General features: G+C 39.4%; 18 protein-coding genes. 6 read left to right on the top strand and 12 right to left on the bottom strand.

From position 1 onward, the window contains the following. Positions 1-81 precede the first annotated feature (81 nt). The 4 genes from ACLLO5_RS01830 to ACLLO5_RS01845 form a co-directional block, all read right to left on the bottom strand. The gene (locus ACLLO5_RS01830) at positions 82-681 is read right to left on the bottom strand and encodes a cell division protein SepF (protein ID WP_413173794.1); all 600 of its coding nucleotides are present in this window, start codon (positions 679-681) and stop codon (positions 82-84) included. 353 nt (positions 682-1034) lie between these two features. Then, complete coding sequence (locus ACLLO5_RS01835; protein ID WP_413173795.1) at positions 1035-1703, bottom strand: YggS family pyridoxal phosphate-dependent enzyme; 669 nt, start codon at positions 1701-1703, stop codon at positions 1035-1037. Then, a complete protein-coding gene (pipX, locus tag ACLLO5_RS01840; protein ID WP_013192742.1) occupies positions 1700-1978 on the bottom strand; it encodes a transcriptional coactivator PipX in 279 nt (92 codons plus the stop codon). Before pipX ends, ACLLO5_RS01835 begins: the two co-directional genes overlap by 4 nt. Positions 1979-2545: 567 nt before the next feature. Next, positions 2546-3868 (bottom strand): dihydroorotase, encoded by a 1323-nt coding sequence (locus ACLLO5_RS01845; RefSeq protein WP_413173796.1) that lies wholly within the window; start codon positions 3866-3868, stop codon positions 2546-2548. A 196-nt stretch (positions 3869-4064) separates the two neighbouring features. Between ACLLO5_RS01845 and lepB the strand changes: the two genes are divergently transcribed. Together lepB and ACLLO5_RS01855 are read left to right on the top strand one after the other, a co-directional pair. Next, positions 4065-4718 (top strand): signal peptidase I, encoded by a 654-nt coding sequence (gene lepB / locus ACLLO5_RS01850; protein ID WP_413173797.1) that lies wholly within the window; start codon positions 4065-4067, stop codon positions 4716-4718. 64 nt (positions 4719-4782) lie between these two features. Continuing rightward, positions 4783-5565 (top strand): MOSC domain-containing protein, encoded by a 783-nt coding sequence (locus ACLLO5_RS01855; RefSeq protein WP_413173798.1) that lies wholly within the window; start codon positions 4783-4785, stop codon positions 5563-5565. Here the strand turns inward: ACLLO5_RS01855 and ACLLO5_RS01860 are convergent. The 3 genes from ACLLO5_RS01860 to ACLLO5_RS01870 form a co-directional block, all read right to left on the bottom strand. Continuing rightward, positions 5556-6041 carry a gluconokinase gene (locus tag ACLLO5_RS01860; protein ID WP_413173799.1) on the bottom strand — a complete coding sequence of 162 codons (486 nt, stop codon included), beginning with the start codon at positions 6039-6041 and terminating at the stop codon, positions 5556-5558. The two genes, ACLLO5_RS01855 and ACLLO5_RS01860, sit on opposite strands and share 10 nt — an antisense overlap. Positions 6042-6079: 38 nt before the next feature. Further along, positions 6080-6760: a uracil-DNA glycosylase gene (locus ACLLO5_RS01865; RefSeq protein ID WP_413173800.1), complete on the bottom strand. Its 681-nt coding sequence runs from the start codon at positions 6758-6760 to the stop codon at positions 6080-6082. Positions 6761-7017: 257 nt separating this feature from the next. Further along, the gene (locus tag ACLLO5_RS01870) at positions 7018-8172 is read right to left on the bottom strand and encodes a helix-turn-helix domain-containing protein (protein WP_413173801.1); all 1155 of its coding nucleotides are present in this window, start codon (positions 8170-8172) and stop codon (positions 7018-7020) included. A gap of 551 nt (positions 8173-8723) precedes the next feature. Between ACLLO5_RS01870 and ACLLO5_RS01875 the strand changes: the two genes are divergently transcribed. After that, entirely contained in the window at positions 8724-9494 is a 771-nt protein-coding gene (locus ACLLO5_RS01875; protein ID WP_413173802.1) for a helix-turn-helix domain-containing protein, read from the top strand. A 28-nt stretch (positions 9495-9522) separates the two neighbouring features. Here ACLLO5_RS01875 and gatA read toward each other — a convergent pair whose 3' ends face one another. From gatA to ACLLO5_RS01895, 4 genes are all read right to left on the bottom strand, one after another. Further along, a complete protein-coding gene (gatA, locus tag ACLLO5_RS01880; RefSeq protein WP_413173803.1) occupies positions 9523-10980 on the bottom strand; it encodes an Asp-tRNA(Asn)/Glu-tRNA(Gln) amidotransferase subunit GatA in 1458 nt (485 codons plus the stop codon). A gap of 93 nt (positions 10981-11073) precedes the next feature. Next, on the bottom strand, positions 11074-11427 hold the full coding sequence (locus ACLLO5_RS01885; RefSeq protein WP_413173804.1) for a type II toxin-antitoxin system PemK/MazF family toxin: 354 nt from the start codon (positions 11425-11427) through the stop codon (positions 11074-11076). Continuing rightward, on the bottom strand, positions 11424-11633 hold the full coding sequence (locus ACLLO5_RS01890; RefSeq protein ID WP_413173805.1) for a hypothetical protein: 210 nt from the start codon (positions 11631-11633) through the stop codon (positions 11424-11426). The genes ACLLO5_RS01885 and ACLLO5_RS01890 overlap by 4 nt, the downstream gene beginning before the upstream one ends. Positions 11634-11691: 58 nt before the next feature. After that, on the bottom strand, positions 11692-12333 hold the full coding sequence (locus tag ACLLO5_RS01895) for a Uma2 family endonuclease (RefSeq protein ID WP_413173806.1): 642 nt from the start codon (positions 12331-12333) through the stop codon (positions 11692-11694). Between the two features lie 245 nt (positions 12334-12578). On the opposite strand from ACLLO5_RS01895, the gene ACLLO5_RS01900 reads away from it, so the two are divergent. The 3 genes from ACLLO5_RS01900 (at position 12579) to ACLLO5_RS01910 (ending at position 14960) form a co-directional block, all read left to right on the top strand. Further along, entirely contained in the window at positions 12579-13934 is a 1356-nt protein-coding gene (locus ACLLO5_RS01900; protein ID WP_413173807.1) for an OB-fold nucleic acid binding domain-containing protein, read from the top strand. A 28-nt stretch (positions 13935-13962) separates the two neighbouring features. Beyond that, positions 13963-14400 (top strand): NADAR family protein, encoded by a 438-nt coding sequence (locus tag ACLLO5_RS01905; RefSeq protein WP_413173808.1) that lies wholly within the window; start codon positions 13963-13965, stop codon positions 14398-14400. 257 nt (positions 14401-14657) lie between these two features. Further along, entirely contained in the window at positions 14658-14960 is a 303-nt protein-coding gene (locus ACLLO5_RS01910; RefSeq protein ID WP_413173809.1) for a hypothetical protein, read from the top strand. A gap of 61 nt (positions 14961-15021) precedes the next feature. On the opposite strand, the gene ACLLO5_RS01915 is transcribed toward ACLLO5_RS01910, so the two are convergent. After that, a complete protein-coding gene (locus tag ACLLO5_RS01915) occupies positions 15022-15708 on the bottom strand; it encodes an HAD family hydrolase (protein WP_413173810.1) in 687 nt (228 codons plus the stop codon). Positions 15709-15774: the final 66 nt, after the last annotated feature.

Here is a 15774-nt window from a genome sequence, read left to right on the forward strand (position 1 = left end):
TAGTTAATATTCATTAGTCATTGGTCATTTGTCATTTGTCATGAGCATAAAGACAACGGACAAATGACTAATTCAACTTCATTATTGTGCCATCCGATTAACTTCATTGCCCCAAGCTGGAGTAGTTGTGGTTGCGGGACGGGTTGGACGTACTGGTGGTTGGGGAACTTCGTGTAAAAAACCGCCCTGGGTGCTGACTTGTACACAGCTTGGTGTAAACAAAAAGATACTTTCACCAATACGCTCTTGATGTCCATCTAGAGCATAAGTACCACCAGCCACAAAATCTACAGCACGTTGAGCCTGATCAGGGTCCATAATTGTCAAATTTAGAACTACCGATTTGCGCTCACGTAATGCTTGAATTGCCTGGGGCATTTCTTCAAAAGTACGTGGTTCGAGAACTAAAACTTCAGAAATTCCGTTAATTGCGCCTGGCATACCAATCACATTACTCATGGGCTTTGATCCTGCTGCTGCTGCTACTTCATCTCCCATTGTAGAGGCACCTTCGCGCCAACGTCGATTGGGAGCAGGGGTTTCTTGTGGAGCTGGTTGAGGATTTTCTTGCTGATACAGATTTTGGTAACTATCAGTATCTGCTTCTTCTTCGTAATATTCGTATTCTACTTGCTCGTTCAACCCCACAAAATCCCTAAGCTTGGAAAATATATTGTTCATTTTGTACACTCCCAGTGGAAATTACCTTAATTGATCCGGCTGTAAACTTTATTAGCCAGTATTAGTAGCTGCTGCCTTGAGCAATTTTATTGTTATTTGTAGCCTCTAGTACAGGTTGTCATCAAGAATTTTTGCTCTAGAAAAGACTATACCTGATATGGACATAACAATGAGTCAAGATTATATCCTAATGTATGAGTAACGAAAAGTCCTCTTCATCTAATTTTGTCTTAGTGCTTACATTTCTCAACACTATATCTTTAAACACATTCTTTGGCAACAGGCACTGAAGTTGTTGGGAAATTATACTATGGTTATTTCTATATCCTTGTATCCAAATAAACACTAAAACATTAGGAGCGATTTCCAAACAAAATTGTTCCCAATCTTACCATCGTTGCACCCGCTGGAACTGCTAATTGATAATCACCAGACATACCCATTGATAGATGCAGCATTTTAATATTTAACCATTTTTGTGATTCAATTTCCTTAGCTAATTTCTGAGTATTATTGAACACGCTTGAAATTTCGTCATCATCCAACCCAAAGGGTGGAATTGTCATTAAACCTTGAATTTGTAAATTTTTGCATTGGTTTAGTGCCTCCAAGTCAGCTAATAATTCCGGTATCGTCCAACCAGACTTATGAGGATCGGGGAGAATTTTGACTTGTAGGCAAACCAAGGGAGTAACCCCTAGTTGTGACGCTAGGGTATCTAAACGCTGGGCTATGTGGAGATTGTCAACAGAGTGAATCCAATCAAATAATTCCAAAGCTTTTTTAGCTTTGTTACTTTGTAAATGTCCAATAAAGTGCCAAGTAATGTCCGGCAAATCCTGTAACTCGGCTTGTTTACTGGCAGCTTCTTGGATACGACTTTCAGCAAAATCACGAATTCCTGCGGTGTATGCTTCCCGCATCAGTTCAGTTGGAACTTGCTTACTAACAGCAATCAACCGAACAGAGGCAGGAAGTGAAGCGCGAATGGTAGCAATGCATTGACTAATCGAACTACTCATTGGAAGGTGCGTTGGAAAACACTCTGAAGTTGATCGTACTCCTGGGACTTACCACTGCGACGCAAAGTACGTAAACGATTTTCCAGCATCATCCGGGCTTCAGTCCTACCAATAGACTGAAATTTAATGCCTTTAACGTCGCTAGTTACCAAAAAAAATAAGCGTTGGGCATAAAGTGTAGTGAAAAGATCCTGGTTATCATCAACCATACAGATCCTATATAGTAAACCCCACGTTGGATGATTGATGTAAGTTTCTGAGTAGTCTGGATTCATTGAATAGTCAAGGTTTGGAGTACATATTCTTTTTCGCAGTCAAATACAAGCGTTCCGACGATAATAGATATTCTTTCGCCAAGATTTTTTGTAAACAATGCGAAACTAAGGACATTTTGCCAGGTCATGGCTTTCATAAAGACCTTGATCTAGTTTCTCATTGCTAGTGAAAGCAGCAGCACCAATTTCCGGCTTCTTGTTGCACCAGCCTCTTTCCATCCTGCCATAACTCTGGCTTTATGGCGCAAATGTAGTCAATTTAACCACTTGCTTAGGGAGGATGGGGAGAAGGGGAGCAGAGGGGCAGAGGAGCAGAGGAGCAGAGGAGCAGAGGAGCAGAGGAGCAGAGGAGCAGAGGGAAAATTTCTTCTGATTCTTCTTATTTTTCTGAACTCCTGACTCCTGACTCCTGACTCCTGACTCCTGACTCCTGACTCCTGAACTCCTGACTTCTGACTTCTGACTCCTGACTCCTGAACTCCTGAACTCCTGACTCCTGACTCCTGACTCCTGAACTCCTGAACTCCTGAACTCCTGAACTCCTGAACTCCTGAACTCCTGAACTCCTTAAGCTAAAAATTTTAAGGCTTGTCCCCTGACTTGGGTGTTTACTTGGCCTTTGTCGTAGACGATTTCACCGCCAACAATTGTTGTTACAGGCCAACCTGTTAAATTCCAGCCTTCAAAGGAACTCCAACCACATTTGGTTAACTGTTCTTCTCGCTTAACGGGGCGATAGGTATTTAAATCTACTAATACTAAATCAGCATCATAACCAGGGGTAATTTCTCCCTTGTTAGGAATTTTATAAGCGGTAGCGACAGCCTTAGACATCCAGTTAGCAACTTGGGCAATTGTGCATTTTCCCTCCATTGCGGAAGTTAACATTAAAGGTAGGGAAGTTTCCACACCAGGCATTCCTGAAGGTGTGTTGGGGTAAGTTTGGGATTTTTCTTCCAAGGTGTGGGGTGCATGGTCGGTGGCAATGAAATCAATGACTCCATCTCGTAACGCTTGCCAAAGAACTTCGTTATCATGGGGCGATCGCAATGGTGGATTCATCTGCGCCAACGTACCAATGGTTTGATATGCACTGGTATTTAACAACAAATGCTGTGGAGTTACCTCCGCTGTCACCCAACTGGGTTTATCCTGACGCAGTAATTCAGCCTCATCAGCCGTTGACAGATGCAGAATATGTAACCTGCGTTGATATTTTTTAGAAAGTTTTAATGCCAATTGTGTTGCTAACAGTGCAGCTTGATTATCTTGAATTTGGGAATGAATGGCAGGATCATCAATCCCAGCAAATTCCTGTCGGCGTTGGTTAATTCTCTCTTGATCTTCCGCATGAACAGCAATTAACCGAGTTCCTTGGGCAAAAATCGCTTCTAGCGCCTCTTCTTGGCTAACCAGCAACTGACCATGCATCGAACCCATAAAAATCTTAATTCCTGGTGTCGGCTGCGCTGCAAGCAATTCTGATAAGTTTTCTGTTGTCGCCCCAATAAAAAAGCCATAATTAACTAAGCACTTATTGGCAGCCCGTTCTAGCTTGTCATCTAACGCTGACTGGTTAATTGTCAAAGGTCTTGTATTGGGCATTTCCAAAAAAGAGGTGACTCCTCCTTTAGCGCAAGCACAACTAGCGGTAAACAAGTCTTCCTTATGTTCCAGACCTGGTTCTCGGAAATGTACTTGCGGATCAATCACACCAGGCAACAAAGTTAACCCCTGTGCGTCAATTTCTTGAGTTGGTGAGGCATTAGCAATTTCTGACGCTACCTCGACTATTTGCCGTCCATCCGTTAGCACATCGCCAATTATCAACTCACCATTGGGTAACATGAGGCGTGCTTGACGAATTAGTAAACTGGTTGGAGATGACATAAATTTATCAGTTATCAGTTATCAGTTATCTGTTTTATCTTATGGTGTGTGTTAAATAAAATAATTTATGCTAATTAAAGAGGTTCTCTAAACCCCATCTAGCTCAGGAAAACACGCTTCTCTAGTTAAGATAATAAATAAAGTCTCCCCCGATAAGTTCAGTGCTTGCTTCTTACCCTAAAATTTAAGTAATTTCATGCAAAATCAAGTGTCTGATAAAAATTCTAGCCCCCAACCTGATAATTCCTGGATCTTAGAGCTAGGCAAAACAATTATCTTGAGCGTCTTTCTGGCCTTGGGAATTCGTACGTTTGTTGCTGAAGCACGTTGGATTCCTTCTGGATCAATGGAACCGACGCTGCATGGTACACCAAACCAATGGGAAGCGGATAAGATTATTGTTGATAAGGTGAAGTATAAATTTACTAAGCCAGAACGGGGAGATATAGTAGTATTTTCACCAACGGAAGAATTACAAAAAGAACAATACCATGATGCGTTCATTAAACGAATCATCGGGTTGCCTGGAGAAAAAGTAGAACTGCGGGAAGGCCAAGTCTATATTAATAACAAAGTTCTAGAAGAAGATAAATATTTATCCCCCTCTGTGCGTACAGTTGTTGATGTATGTACATCCGGGCAACAACCACCTTTTTTGGCTCAACCGGAAACCATACCACCCAATTCATATCTAGTTTTAGGTGATAATCGTGGTAGCAGTTATGATGGTCGTTGCTGGGGTTTAGTACCTCAGAAAAATATTATTGGTCGTGCCATAGTTCGTTTCTGGCCTCTTAATAATGTTGGAGCGATAGATAAGTCTCCGTTATATCCATCCGTAAATCCTTAAACAGGCTACCGCTATAGATTTCAAAATTCCAAAATATAGCGGTAAAGCATTACGAATTATTTCAATGTCCAATCTAGCTAAAATATTTCTATATCCGATTAAGTCATTGGATGGTGTGGAAGTAGAAAAGGCAACAATTCTACCTGGTGGCGCACTTCTCTATGACCGAGAATTTGCAATTCTGGATGCACAGGGCAGATTTGTTAATGGTAAACGCCATGCCAAAATTCATTTATTGCGCTCAAAATTTTCTTTAAATGAGAGAGTTTTGTACCTTCAACTTCCTGGGAGCAAATCATCACAAGTTTTTCATCTGGATGAAGAACTCAAATCTCTAGAAGCAACTTTAAGTGATTATTTCGGGTTTGCTGTCAAATTAGCACAAAACACCAATTTGGGTTTTCCTGATGATACAGACTCACCAGGTCCGACAGTGATTAGCACCGCAACTTTGACAGAAGTAGCTTCTTGGTTTCCTGGTATGAGTGTGGATGAAATGCGTCGTCGGATGCGTGCCAATATTGAAATTGATGGTGTACCAGCATTTTGGGAAGATAGGTTGTTTACAGCAAGTGGAGAAACTGTATCTTTTTCAATAGGAGATGTACAGTTTTTGGGAGTTAACCCCTGTCAACGTTGTGTTGTTCCTACGCGGGATTCCTATTTAGGTGAAGCTTACCCCAACTTTCAAAAAATATTTGTGCAGAAACGTCAAGCAACTATGCCTAGTTGGGTTGATGCGTCAAGATTTAATCATTTTTTTAGATTGAGTGTGAATACAAGAGTTGCTGCATCGGAAGTGGGAAAAACTATAGAGGTTGGGAATAATATCAACAGCTACAGGTAATTTTGGATTTCCTGAACGATCGCCTTTAAATCCTGTGAAATATCAATATATATAGCTTCTGCGGGGGTTGGTTCTTCCAGAGTATCAAACTGGCTTTGTAAGAGATTGGGTTTCATGAAATGACTGATGCGATCGCTCAATCTCTGATCAATCAACTCATAACTACCTTGGAGATAAACTAACCTTACCCGTGGATCATCACAGTAGAGAATCTGACGATAGCTGGCTTTGAGTGCGGAACAAGCAAGAATGGTATTTTTTTCTGCTTGTAGCCATTGGGCGATCGCTTCTTCCATAGTTTGTAACCAAGGTGTGCGATCGGTATCAGTCAGTGGTTCTCCCCGGCCCATTTTGTCCTTGGCTGCGGCTGAGTGAAACGAGTCTGCATCATGAAACTCCCATCCCGTTGCGGCTGCAAGTGCTTGACCAACAGAGGTTTTCCCTGATCCCGCAACTCCCATAATAATTACAATCACACCTTTTCAACCCCTGCTTCCTGCCCCCTGCCTATTTTTCAATCCTTGCCCCGTATCTCATCATACTTAGCTTTTACAGCCTGAATATCCTGCCACATCCACCATTTAGGTGAACCTTTTTCCCGCGCAGGATTCCGCAATAAATAGGAAGGGTGGAAAATTGGCATACATAAACGCCCTTCCCACTCTAGCCATTGTCCGCGAATTTTCGTAATACCTTGCTTGCTGCCTATAATACCTTTGACCGCAGTTGCACCAGTTAATAAAATGATTTTTGGGTCAACTAAACGTATTTGTTCTAATAAATAGGGTTTACAAGCTTCCATTTCTTCCGGTGTGGGAACTCGGTTTTCTGGTGGACGGCATTTATTTATATTACCAATATAGACATCATGCTCTGTACTCAATTCTACAGATGCCAAAATCTTCTCCAATAATTGCCCAGATTTACCCACAAATGGTAAGCCGGTTTCGTCTTCGCTTTGCCCTGGTGCTTCCCCAATAATCATGATTTTGGCTTGGAGATTACCACGTCCTACTACGGCATGAGTGCGATTTTCACCCAACCCACAACGACGGCAGTTATTACAGTGTTGTGCTAATTCTGCCAGATTTGCATAAGTGCCGGACGGAATAGGAATTTTCGCGTCTGTAGGAATCAAATCTTTTTGGTTGAAGCTTGATTCGTCAAAGAGACTGAGTTGGGTGTCGCTACTCATGACAATGGGGATTTTGGCTGGGCAATTTCTCTAAATTGGAATTTCATGGAAATTCTTGCAAAAGTCCCAAAATAACCATAATTAACCGCAGGTAAATGCAGATAAACGTTGATGATTTGATTGATGCAAGATATTTATTCTATCAAGTAATGGCTGTGGAAGTTTGCTCATATCGTGTTTGGTTCATAACTTGTCTTATCTGTTTAAGCCGGGAACAGGAAAAAGTTTACGAACAGTAATTTAGCGGGTCATTAAAATTACAATGCCTCTGGTGGGGAAATATCCGCTCCAACACAGATACCAGTGGAAGTAGATTTGATGCCTGGTTTAATGTTGGCTTCTATCTTTTGGGTGGAATGGCATAGTGATGAAGATGTGGGAACAATCAGTTGGGAATTTTGTACGGTGTCCTTATTGGTTTGGTTAGACAGGAAAGATAATCCTCCTAGCGCACCAGCAACAAGGGCTGTATAACCTACATATAAATGTATTGGTCGGATTTCTATCTCTAATCTTCCAGAAAAGTTTTTGGCATGATACCAAGATGGTAAAACTGATTTTGTCTGGTTGGCTATGGGTAAGGAGTTAGCTAAAAGTGTGCCATTTAATCCCAAAGAATTTGCCATAACGCGGATAAAACCACGAATTAAGATGTCTTCTGGCAGTATTTCAAAATTAGCATTCTCAATCGCTTCCATCTGGTGAGTTGATATATGAGTGTAAATATTCAAGTTTTGCAGAGTCAAACCTTGAGATTCTCTTGCTTGTCTGAGTTGTTCTCCTATTTGACGCAGACGTTCTAACCTTTGTTCAGCGGCTAGTTGTGCTGCTAGTTGACTTTTAGATAGTTTGTGCCGTTTAGGAAGCCTGTTGCTTGGTGTTGTTGTTTTTGCTTCATCTTTTATGGTTTGATTTGCTACTAAAGTTGTTTTAGATGTTGGTGGTAAATGACTTTGTTTAGTCTCTATTAATGCCGGTTCTGGGGTGGATGTAATAGTGTTGAAGGTTGGTGTGGGATTGCTAGATTGTTCTAATTTTGGATTTGGTAACTCGGTGTCATCTTCCTTAAGATTGATATTTGTTTCTGTCTGCTGTTTTTGTGCAAATTGCTTAAATGCTAAAGTGATGGCTTCTCTACCCACGGCTTTAAATAAAGTCTTGGCTTGTTCATCGGTTGAACCTAGTAATTTTTGTAAGTTAGCTACTGCTAGGCGATAAACTTTACTCTGGTGTAGTTCAGATTCTATTTCTCTCAGTAGCGATCGCAATTCATCTTTACTAATTTGTACAGTAGAATTGCCGGGAATGTTGAAAAAATATGCAGATGCCATGGTCATGATCTTAGTATCTCCGGGTGCTAGAGGAAAAAGTGATTTTACCTGTGTCATTTCTTCTATTGTGAATTGCGACATCCGGATTTTCAGGTATCATTTTCGACAATTTTTAGCTAAAACTCATAATTATTACTAATATCATTATCTCTGGGAACAAAAAAGACTGATTACGTATCAACAGAATATTGTAATTATTACTACTAAAAGCACTAGCTAAATAATTCTTCCAGCAGAGGTGATAAGTGATTTATGACCATAGAATGTATATCCAGCTTTATAAGTGAGTAAGTATGGATAAATACAATAAATGAGTGCAAATAAACAGTAAAATATGGTAATCAAGGGTTGCCGTTCTGGATACACCATAAAGCAAGGAAATCTTAACAGGGTTCAAAGTCCTTCTGTAACTGATAGCGCATCAACGTCTATTATCATCCAATTGATAACCGCTATAATTTAATACTTTTTTTTAATTTATATAGCAGTTCCCATGCTCGTGAGGTACAAAGTTTTTTAGTTTTAGGGAACTCTTAACAGGGAACAGGGAACAGGAAATAAATTGGTGTGTACTTCATTAGACTGGAAAACGCTATATAAGATTATATGTATTGATTCTAGAGGAGATAAAGGTGACTGTTTTAAATGATGCTCAACAAGAACAACTCAAAGAAATAACTGCCAATTTACGACAGGTCAGAGAGGAGAAAAATATTAGTCTAGAAGCAATTTCTATTCAAACACATATTCGACTAAGTTTTTTACAAGCTTTGGAAGAATGGCGATTTGAGGATTTACCTGAGCCTGTTTTTGTAAAAGGTTTTATTCGTCGTTATGCAGATAGGTTAGAACTAGATGGGACTGCTATAGCTAACAGCTTGGAAATTAATTTTGCTCCTTTAGAATCTAATCCTTCAAATAGAAAACCAAGTATTTATATACCGCTGTTTGTTCCTTACATTTTTTTATTAATAGCTGCTGCTGTGGGACTTTTCTATTTACTCAAAATAGATTTTAGAGATAAGTCATTAGCTAATAAACAAAATCCTATATTGAGTGTTGAGCAAAAAACGCTAAAATCTCCTTTAAATTCAGAAATATTACCATCTCCAAATACTGCTCCTGTTTCCGCAGCAACACCTTCTCCCATTAGTACACCTGTTTCAGATGTTGCTGTTACTTTAGAGCTTAAAGGTGACTCTTGGGTACAAATAAAAGCTGATGGTAAAACTGAGTTTGAGGGGATTTTAACTAAGGGAGAAAGAAAAAATTGGACAGCCAAAAAGTCTTTGACTGTCCGTTCTGGTAATGCGGGTGTAGTTTTAATTTCTGTTAATGAAGAAGAACCAAAACTATTAGGAAAAAATGGTCAAGTCAAGGATTTTACTTACAAAAACCAATAAAAAAAACTGACCAATGACCACTGGCAAATTAGGCTATTTTCGCTTTTTGAAGATGCCAATTAGTTGATTGTTCATAAGAGTATGCTACTTGTAAAAGTTGGTCTTCTCTTAAGACTTTGCCGATTAGTTGTAATCCAATTGGTAAACCTTTGCTGTCAAAACCACAAGGTATGCTAATTCCGGGTAAACCGGCAAGGTTGACGGGAATGGTCATCAAGTCATTTAAATACATACTCAAGGGATCGGTGATTTTTTCGCCGGCTTGAAATGCTGTGGTGGGTGCAGTGGGAGAGACTAAAATATCTACTTGTTGAAAAGCTGTTTCAAAGTCTTCTTTAATTAAGGTGCGGACTTTTTGTGCTTTCAAGTAATAGGCATCATAATAACCGGCACTGAGGGCATAAGTACCAATCATAATCCGGCGTTTGACTTCTGTTCCAAAGCCAGCAGCGCGGGTACTGGTGTACATGGAAAGGAGGTTGTCTGCGTCAGGGGAGCGCAAGCCATATTTAACGCCATCGTAACGGGCGAGGTTGGCTGATGCTTCCGATGGGGCGATAATATAGTAGCTGGGTACGCCATAACGGAAGCGGGGACAGGAAATGTAATGAATTTCTGCACCTAAAGTTTCTAGTTGAGCGATCGCATTCTTTACCGCTGCGTCTACTTCTGGATCTAACCCTTCACCAAAGGTTTCTTTAATGACACCTACTTTGAGTTTTTTACCTTTTAAGTCTGGTGTTAAATTAGCAGTGTAATCAGGAATTTCAACTTTTAAGCTGGTGGAGTCTTGGGGGTCATAACCTGCGATCGCATTTAATAAAATCGCCGCATCTTCCACACTCCGACCAAAGGGACCAATTTGATCCAAAGACGACGCATAAGCCACCAAACCATAACGGGAAACTAACCCATAAGTCGGTTTCATCCCTACAACACCGCAAAAAGAAGCCGGTTGACGAATCGAACCCCCCGTATCAGAACCTAGCGATACAACGCATTCTTCAGCCGCTACAGCTGCCGCAGAACCACCAGAAGAACCACCGGGAACCCGTGAAATATCCCAAGGATTAGCGGTAGTTTGATAAGCGGAGTTTTCTGTGGAACTACCCATAGCAAACTCGTCCAAGTTGGTTTTACCAACCGTTACTGCTCCAGCTTGGGCTAATTTTTGGGTTACGGTTGACTCATAAGGTGGAATAAAGTTTTCTAGAATTTTAGAAGCGCAGGTAGTACGAATTCCCTTGGTACACATATTATCTTTTACACCAATGGGAATCCCTGCTAAGATACCGATTTCTTCCCCAGCAGCGATTTTTGCATCCACAGCACGAGCCTGTTCTAAAGCCTGTTGTGCCGTGACAGTTAAGAAACTGTGTAGTTTTGGTTCTAATGCTTGAATGCGATCTAGGGCTTCTTGGGTAATTTCAACGGCAGAACGTTCTTTTTTTACTAGCTGTTCGTGCAACTCGCGAATGGATGCCATAAATAATTTTTCTCTTTATCATTCAAGTCATTGATTTTAGCATTTACAGGACTGGGAGACGTAAGATTGGCTTCCTATACTGGAAAGTTTATTTTATGTAGTCAACTGAAAAGCTTCAATTATTTTAGTATTTAACAGTTTTGTCTGATCGTCGCCAAGTTTACCCAACTTCCTGACAATCAGCTTGCGATCAAGAGTAATAACACGAGTTACTCGAACTTTAGAAACGATCTTTAAACCTGTACTTGCAAACTCAGGATCGTGAGGATCTAACAAAAATTCATCTGGATAAATATTAGAAGTGGCTTGAGATGAGATAAAGCAAAGGGTAATATCTTGGCCTGTATCACTTGACCAAATCACAACTGTTGGGCGTAATTTAGTTTGACTCAAATCGGTAAAAGGGAACTGGACAAGGACGATATCACCTTTTTGCAGAGGAGTCATACTGGTTCTCCATCTTCAAGAGTATAGATATCTGGTTCATCTTCAAGAAATTCAAATGAACCACCAATAACTGCCAGATTTATAATTTCTTGGGCGGATGGTTCTGATGTTTCTCGGAATAGCTTTTCTTCAAGTAAATTCCTTTCTGCGGATGACAGTGTATGAATAACTTGAATTAGTGTTTCCACCAATTTTGTGTTCATCATTGTTTTCTCCCTATTTAAAATTCCATTTTATCCGATGCTTTTGAAGATGAGTTTAATCCTATAATTGTGATTTCATCCCCTCATTCAAACTTTTAAGAACCTGCTGCATATCTCCCGCTAATAGTGCCTTGACGTTTAACCATAAACCTGCAAATTCAACACTACGGATAATTCCCTCTGCATCCGGTTTCATTTCTATATATTTGCCATCTTCCAAGACAAACCAATCAATTTCGCCATCAAAAGTCCGCCAAACTATATACTCTTTGACACCATTCCGTTGATAAACTCGTTTCTTATCATATAAATCGTAGGAAGCGGTACTTGCGGAAATTTCTACCACCAGTTCCGGCGCACCCGTAATATAACCATCATCATCTATTTTGGCATTCCCATCTACTCTAAATAACACTACATCGGGTTGCGGTTCGTTGTCATTATCAAGTCGCACAGTGGGTTCAACACCCAACTCGATCGCACCAACCGCAGTTTTGTAAGTCCACAACCAACCTATCAAGTCACCATGTGGTTTAGCATGGGGTGTAAAGCGTAAAGGAGAAGCCACGTATACAATACCTTCAATTAATTCAGCTTTTTTGACATGGGGTGTAGCCGCATAACGACGTTCAAATTCTGCACGATGCAAGCGATCGCCATTTTCAAGAAGTGGTAAAGTTGAGGAAGACTTAGCAATAGTCATTGTATTTAAAAATATCTCAACCTATGACTTAGAATATTTTCGCATAGACAATGGAGAGCGATCGCCAAATCGCAAGAATTTGTTAAGCAATCACTTAGTATAAAGATAACAAATCAACACTCACAGTCTGATATTGCAGATGGTAAACTGAAAGCGGTAGTTCCAGAGAGGATGACAAACTGATCGGTAAAGTATAATTGAACTTTAAGCAAATATCTAGAGATAACTTAAAAAAGCTAAATAATATGGTTAAAATAATTTCACGTCAATACGTAGGTCAAGCCAATGTTTATGATATTGGTGTTGCACAGGATCATAATTTTGCGATTAAAAATGGTTTAATTGCTGCAAATTGTTTCAATAAATCCCATTCCACAGCTTACGGTTATGTCACCTATCAAACGGCATATTTAAAAGCCAATTATCCCTTAGAATATATGGCGGCGCTGTTAACCGCTAACAGTGGGGATACGGACAAAGTGCAGAAATATCTTAACAACTGCACAAGTATGGGAATTGAAATAGATCCGCCGGATATTAACCGTTCTGGGTTAGATTTTACACCAGCAGAGAAGAAGATTCTATTTGGATTTTCGGCGGTGCGGAATGTAGGACAAAATGCGATCGCTTGTATCTTGGAAGCAAGAGCAGAGGGAGGAGAGTTTAAATCCCTTGGAGATTTTTGCGATCGCATTGATTTACGTGCTGTCAACCGTCGTACTTTAGAATCACTGATTCAGTGTGGAGCCTTTGACAAAATTGAATCCAACCGCCAACAATTAATTCGAGACTTAGAATTAGTATATGATTGGGCGCAATCCCGTGCTAAAGATAGAGCTAGTGGACAGGGAAATTTATTTGATTTAATGGGTGGTAGTTTTGCAAATAATAGTAATCCACAAAAATCAAATAATGCCTTTGAATCTGCTCCTAAAGCTGAAGCAACACTAGATTTTCCTCCCCAAGAAAAATTGCGGTTGGAAAAAGAACTATTAGGTTTTTATGTATCGGCTCACCCACTCAAAGATATTAAACAATCATCATCACTGCTCGCACCAATTAATCTTTCACAGTTAGGAGAACAGAAAGATAATACAATGCTTTGTGCAGTCGTCATGCTGAATAATGTTAAAAAAGTGGTAACAAAAAAAGGTGATCCGATGGCAATTTTACAAATCGAAGATCTAACTGCATCATCAGAAGCCATTGTCTTTCCTAAAAATTATGAACGAGTTAGTTCACTCTTACAAGTGGATGCCAGATTAATAATTTGGGGTAAAGTAGACCGAAGAGATGAGCAAAATCAATTTATAGTTGAAGACGCAGAACCAGTTGAGAAAGTCCAGATGGTAATGGTGGAATTGAATCCCCAAGAAGCTGGAACTATTGAAGTTCAACATCGACTCAGATCAATTTTGAAGGAACAATCAGGAGATAAAGATAAAGCAAAAGTACCTGTAATTGGTATTATTAAATCAGAAAATTATCGTGAATTAGTACGTTTTGGACAACAATTTTGGGTACAAGATTCTTCTTCAACTGTGCAGTCTCTCAAAAATGCTAAATTCCCTGCTCATGTTAAAAAATTGACAGAGAATTAGTATTGTTTATAAATCTGAACTCCTGATCATGACAATCTATTTTTATCATTCTCGTGATTCATACGCTTGTTTTTCTAATTTCTCACCTCATGGATTTATGTTAGATGATTTGTATTGGCCTACTAGCGAACATTATTTTCAAGCCCAAAAATTTATTGGTACATCTCATTTAGAACAAATTCGTCTTGTTAAAACCCCAAAAGATGCAGCAAAAATGGGTAGACAAAGAACTCGTCCCCTGCGTTCAGATTGGGAACAAGTAAAAGATGATATCATGCGAAAAGCAGTATTATGTAAGTTTTCTACCCATGCAGATATTAGAGAAATGTTAATTTCTACAGGTGATGAAGAAATAGTTGAAAATTCACCCATAGACTATTATTGGGGTTGCGGTGGTGATGGTAGTGGTAAAAATATGCTAGGCATCATTTTAATGGAAGTACGGGAAATATTACGAGTTCAGTAAATATTCAGGTTAGAAACATTGATAACTCTGAATCAAGTAATATTTTTCGAGTCAGCAGAAAACATGAAGAAAAAAGATCACAAAATATGATAGCATTTTACTTCACTCTATAACAGGTGTATAAAGTTGCCTGTGGAGTGATTTTCAGTATAGAATAATTACGGTCAATAGTTAATGCTTAAAATGGGGTAGATACGAGGTGAGTGAGAAAGTTGTAAAATTTAAATTGGTAATTCAGCGTTAGGAGTTAAATTATTATGTCTACATTACAGAAAGTAAAGAAATATTATAAATGGTCATGGGATGTATCTCTTGGTGGCAAATATGATGAGTGGGGTACTAGTACCTACTTTATGGAAATTGATTGCAATTTATATGCTCGCAGACAAATAGAAGTGTATGAAAATGGCAACGTATTATTCTATGATAAAAGCCATTCAGCCGATGATTACGGGATGTTATGCGATAAAAAATTAGATGATAAGAATATTGAAGAATTTGAAATTTCCGAGGCAGAATTTGAACAAGTATGGCACAGTAAAACCCCCATTAATAAATGATGGGGGATGGATAATCACCAGAAATTATGTGTTATGTTATTTGTCATCTATAAGCGATCGCTCACAGATTAGATGCAATTACTGCTAGATCGGGTTCTATCAAGGAATTAAGGAAAGTCCACAAGCGTAAATCTGTAAAATCAGGAATTGCCATCAATGTACCCTCTTCATGCAATTGTTGAGGGTCATGGGTAGAAGCAATGCCAATTGTGGATATATTAGCAGCAACAGCAGCACGAATACCGGAAGGAGAATCTTCTAAAGCAATAGCTTGTTCTGGTGTAATTCCCAACTTGTGGAGAGCAACTTTGTATGGTTCTGGATCTGGTTTCCCGGCAATACAATCATCTGCTAAAACAATGGTATGGAAAACTTCTTTAATACCCAAAACTTCTAGCATAAATTCAGCATTTAATCTGGGAGCATTAGTTACTAATGCACGTTTTATTTGATGTGTATGTGTCCATGCTAACAACTCTGAAAATCCCGCCATTGGTTGCAAATGGGACGAACGTTCCCGGAAAAGAGTTTCTTTATCATCAGCAAATTTTTCACCTTCTTTTACCGATAATTGCGGTAGAATATCTTTAACAATTTCTGGGTTTAGTCGCCCACTAATTCGAGATTTGTAGAAAATTTCATCAATTTCTATGCTGTAATTTAACAGCATTTCTCTCCAAGCTTGGTAGTGTATTGGGTCAGTGTTGACAATAGTTCCATCTAGGTCAAAGAGAATTGCCGTTAGCATGGTTTTTTGGTAAAATGTAAACAAGTGTTAAGTTAATTTACCTAGTTTAACGTAAATTGGCAGTTA

This window comes from Anabaena azotica SJ-1, from assembly GCF_047275885.1.
Taxonomy (GTDB): domain Bacteria; phylum Cyanobacteriota; class Cyanobacteriia; order Cyanobacteriales; family Nostocaceae; genus Trichormus_B; species Trichormus_B azotica_A.

Coding starts and splice junctions, on each gene's coding strand:
- ACLLO5_RS01895 (WP_413173806.1), bottom strand. CDS start 12,333: ATGACTATTGCTAAGTCTTCCTCAACTTTACCACTTCTTGAAAATGGC.
- ACLLO5_RS01910 (WP_413173809.1), top strand. CDS start 14,658: ATGTCTACATTACAGAAAGTAAAGAAATATTATAAATGGTCATGGGAT.
- ACLLO5_RS01845 (WP_413173796.1), bottom strand. CDS start 3,868: ATGTCATCTCCAACCAGTTTACTAATTCGTCAAGCACGCCTCATGTTA.
- ACLLO5_RS01905 (WP_413173808.1), top strand. CDS start 13,963: ATGACAATCTATTTTTATCATTCTCGTGATTCATACGCTTGTTTTTCT.
- ACLLO5_RS01835 (WP_413173795.1), bottom strand. CDS start 1,703: ATGAGTAGTTCGATTAGTCAATGCATTGCTACCATTCGCGCTTCACTT.
- ACLLO5_RS01870 (WP_413173801.1), bottom strand. CDS start 8,172: ATGTCGCAATTCACAATAGAAGAAATGACACAGGTAAAATCACTTTTT.
- gatA (WP_413173803.1), bottom strand. CDS start 10,980: ATGGCATCCATTCGCGAGTTGCACGAACAGCTAGTAAAAAAAGAACGT.
- ACLLO5_RS01900 (WP_413173807.1), top strand. CDS start 12,579: ATGGTTAAAATAATTTCACGTCAATACGTAGGTCAAGCCAATGTTTAT.
- ACLLO5_RS01865 (WP_413173800.1), bottom strand. CDS start 6,760: ATGAGTAGCGACACCCAACTCAGTCTCTTTGACGAATCAAGCTTCAAC.
- pipX (WP_013192742.1), bottom strand. CDS start 1,978: ATGAATCCAGACTACTCAGAAACTTACATCAATCATCCAACGTGGGGT.
- ACLLO5_RS01915 (WP_413173810.1), bottom strand. CDS start 15,708: ATGCTAACGGCAATTCTCTTTGACCTAGATGGAACTATTGTCAACACT.
- ACLLO5_RS01855 (WP_413173798.1), top strand. CDS start 4,783: ATGTCCAATCTAGCTAAAATATTTCTATATCCGATTAAGTCATTGGAT.
- lepB (WP_413173797.1), top strand. CDS start 4,065: ATGCAAAATCAAGTGTCTGATAAAAATTCTAGCCCCCAACCTGATAAT.
- ACLLO5_RS01885 (WP_413173804.1), bottom strand. CDS start 11,427: ATGACTCCTCTGCAAAAAGGTGATATCGTCCTTGTCCAGTTCCCTTTT.
- ACLLO5_RS01890 (WP_413173805.1), bottom strand. CDS start 11,633: ATGATGAACACAAAATTGGTGGAAACACTAATTCAAGTTATTCATACA.
- ACLLO5_RS01830 (WP_413173794.1), bottom strand. CDS start 681: ATGAACAATATATTTTCCAAGCTTAGGGATTTTGTGGGGTTGAACGAG.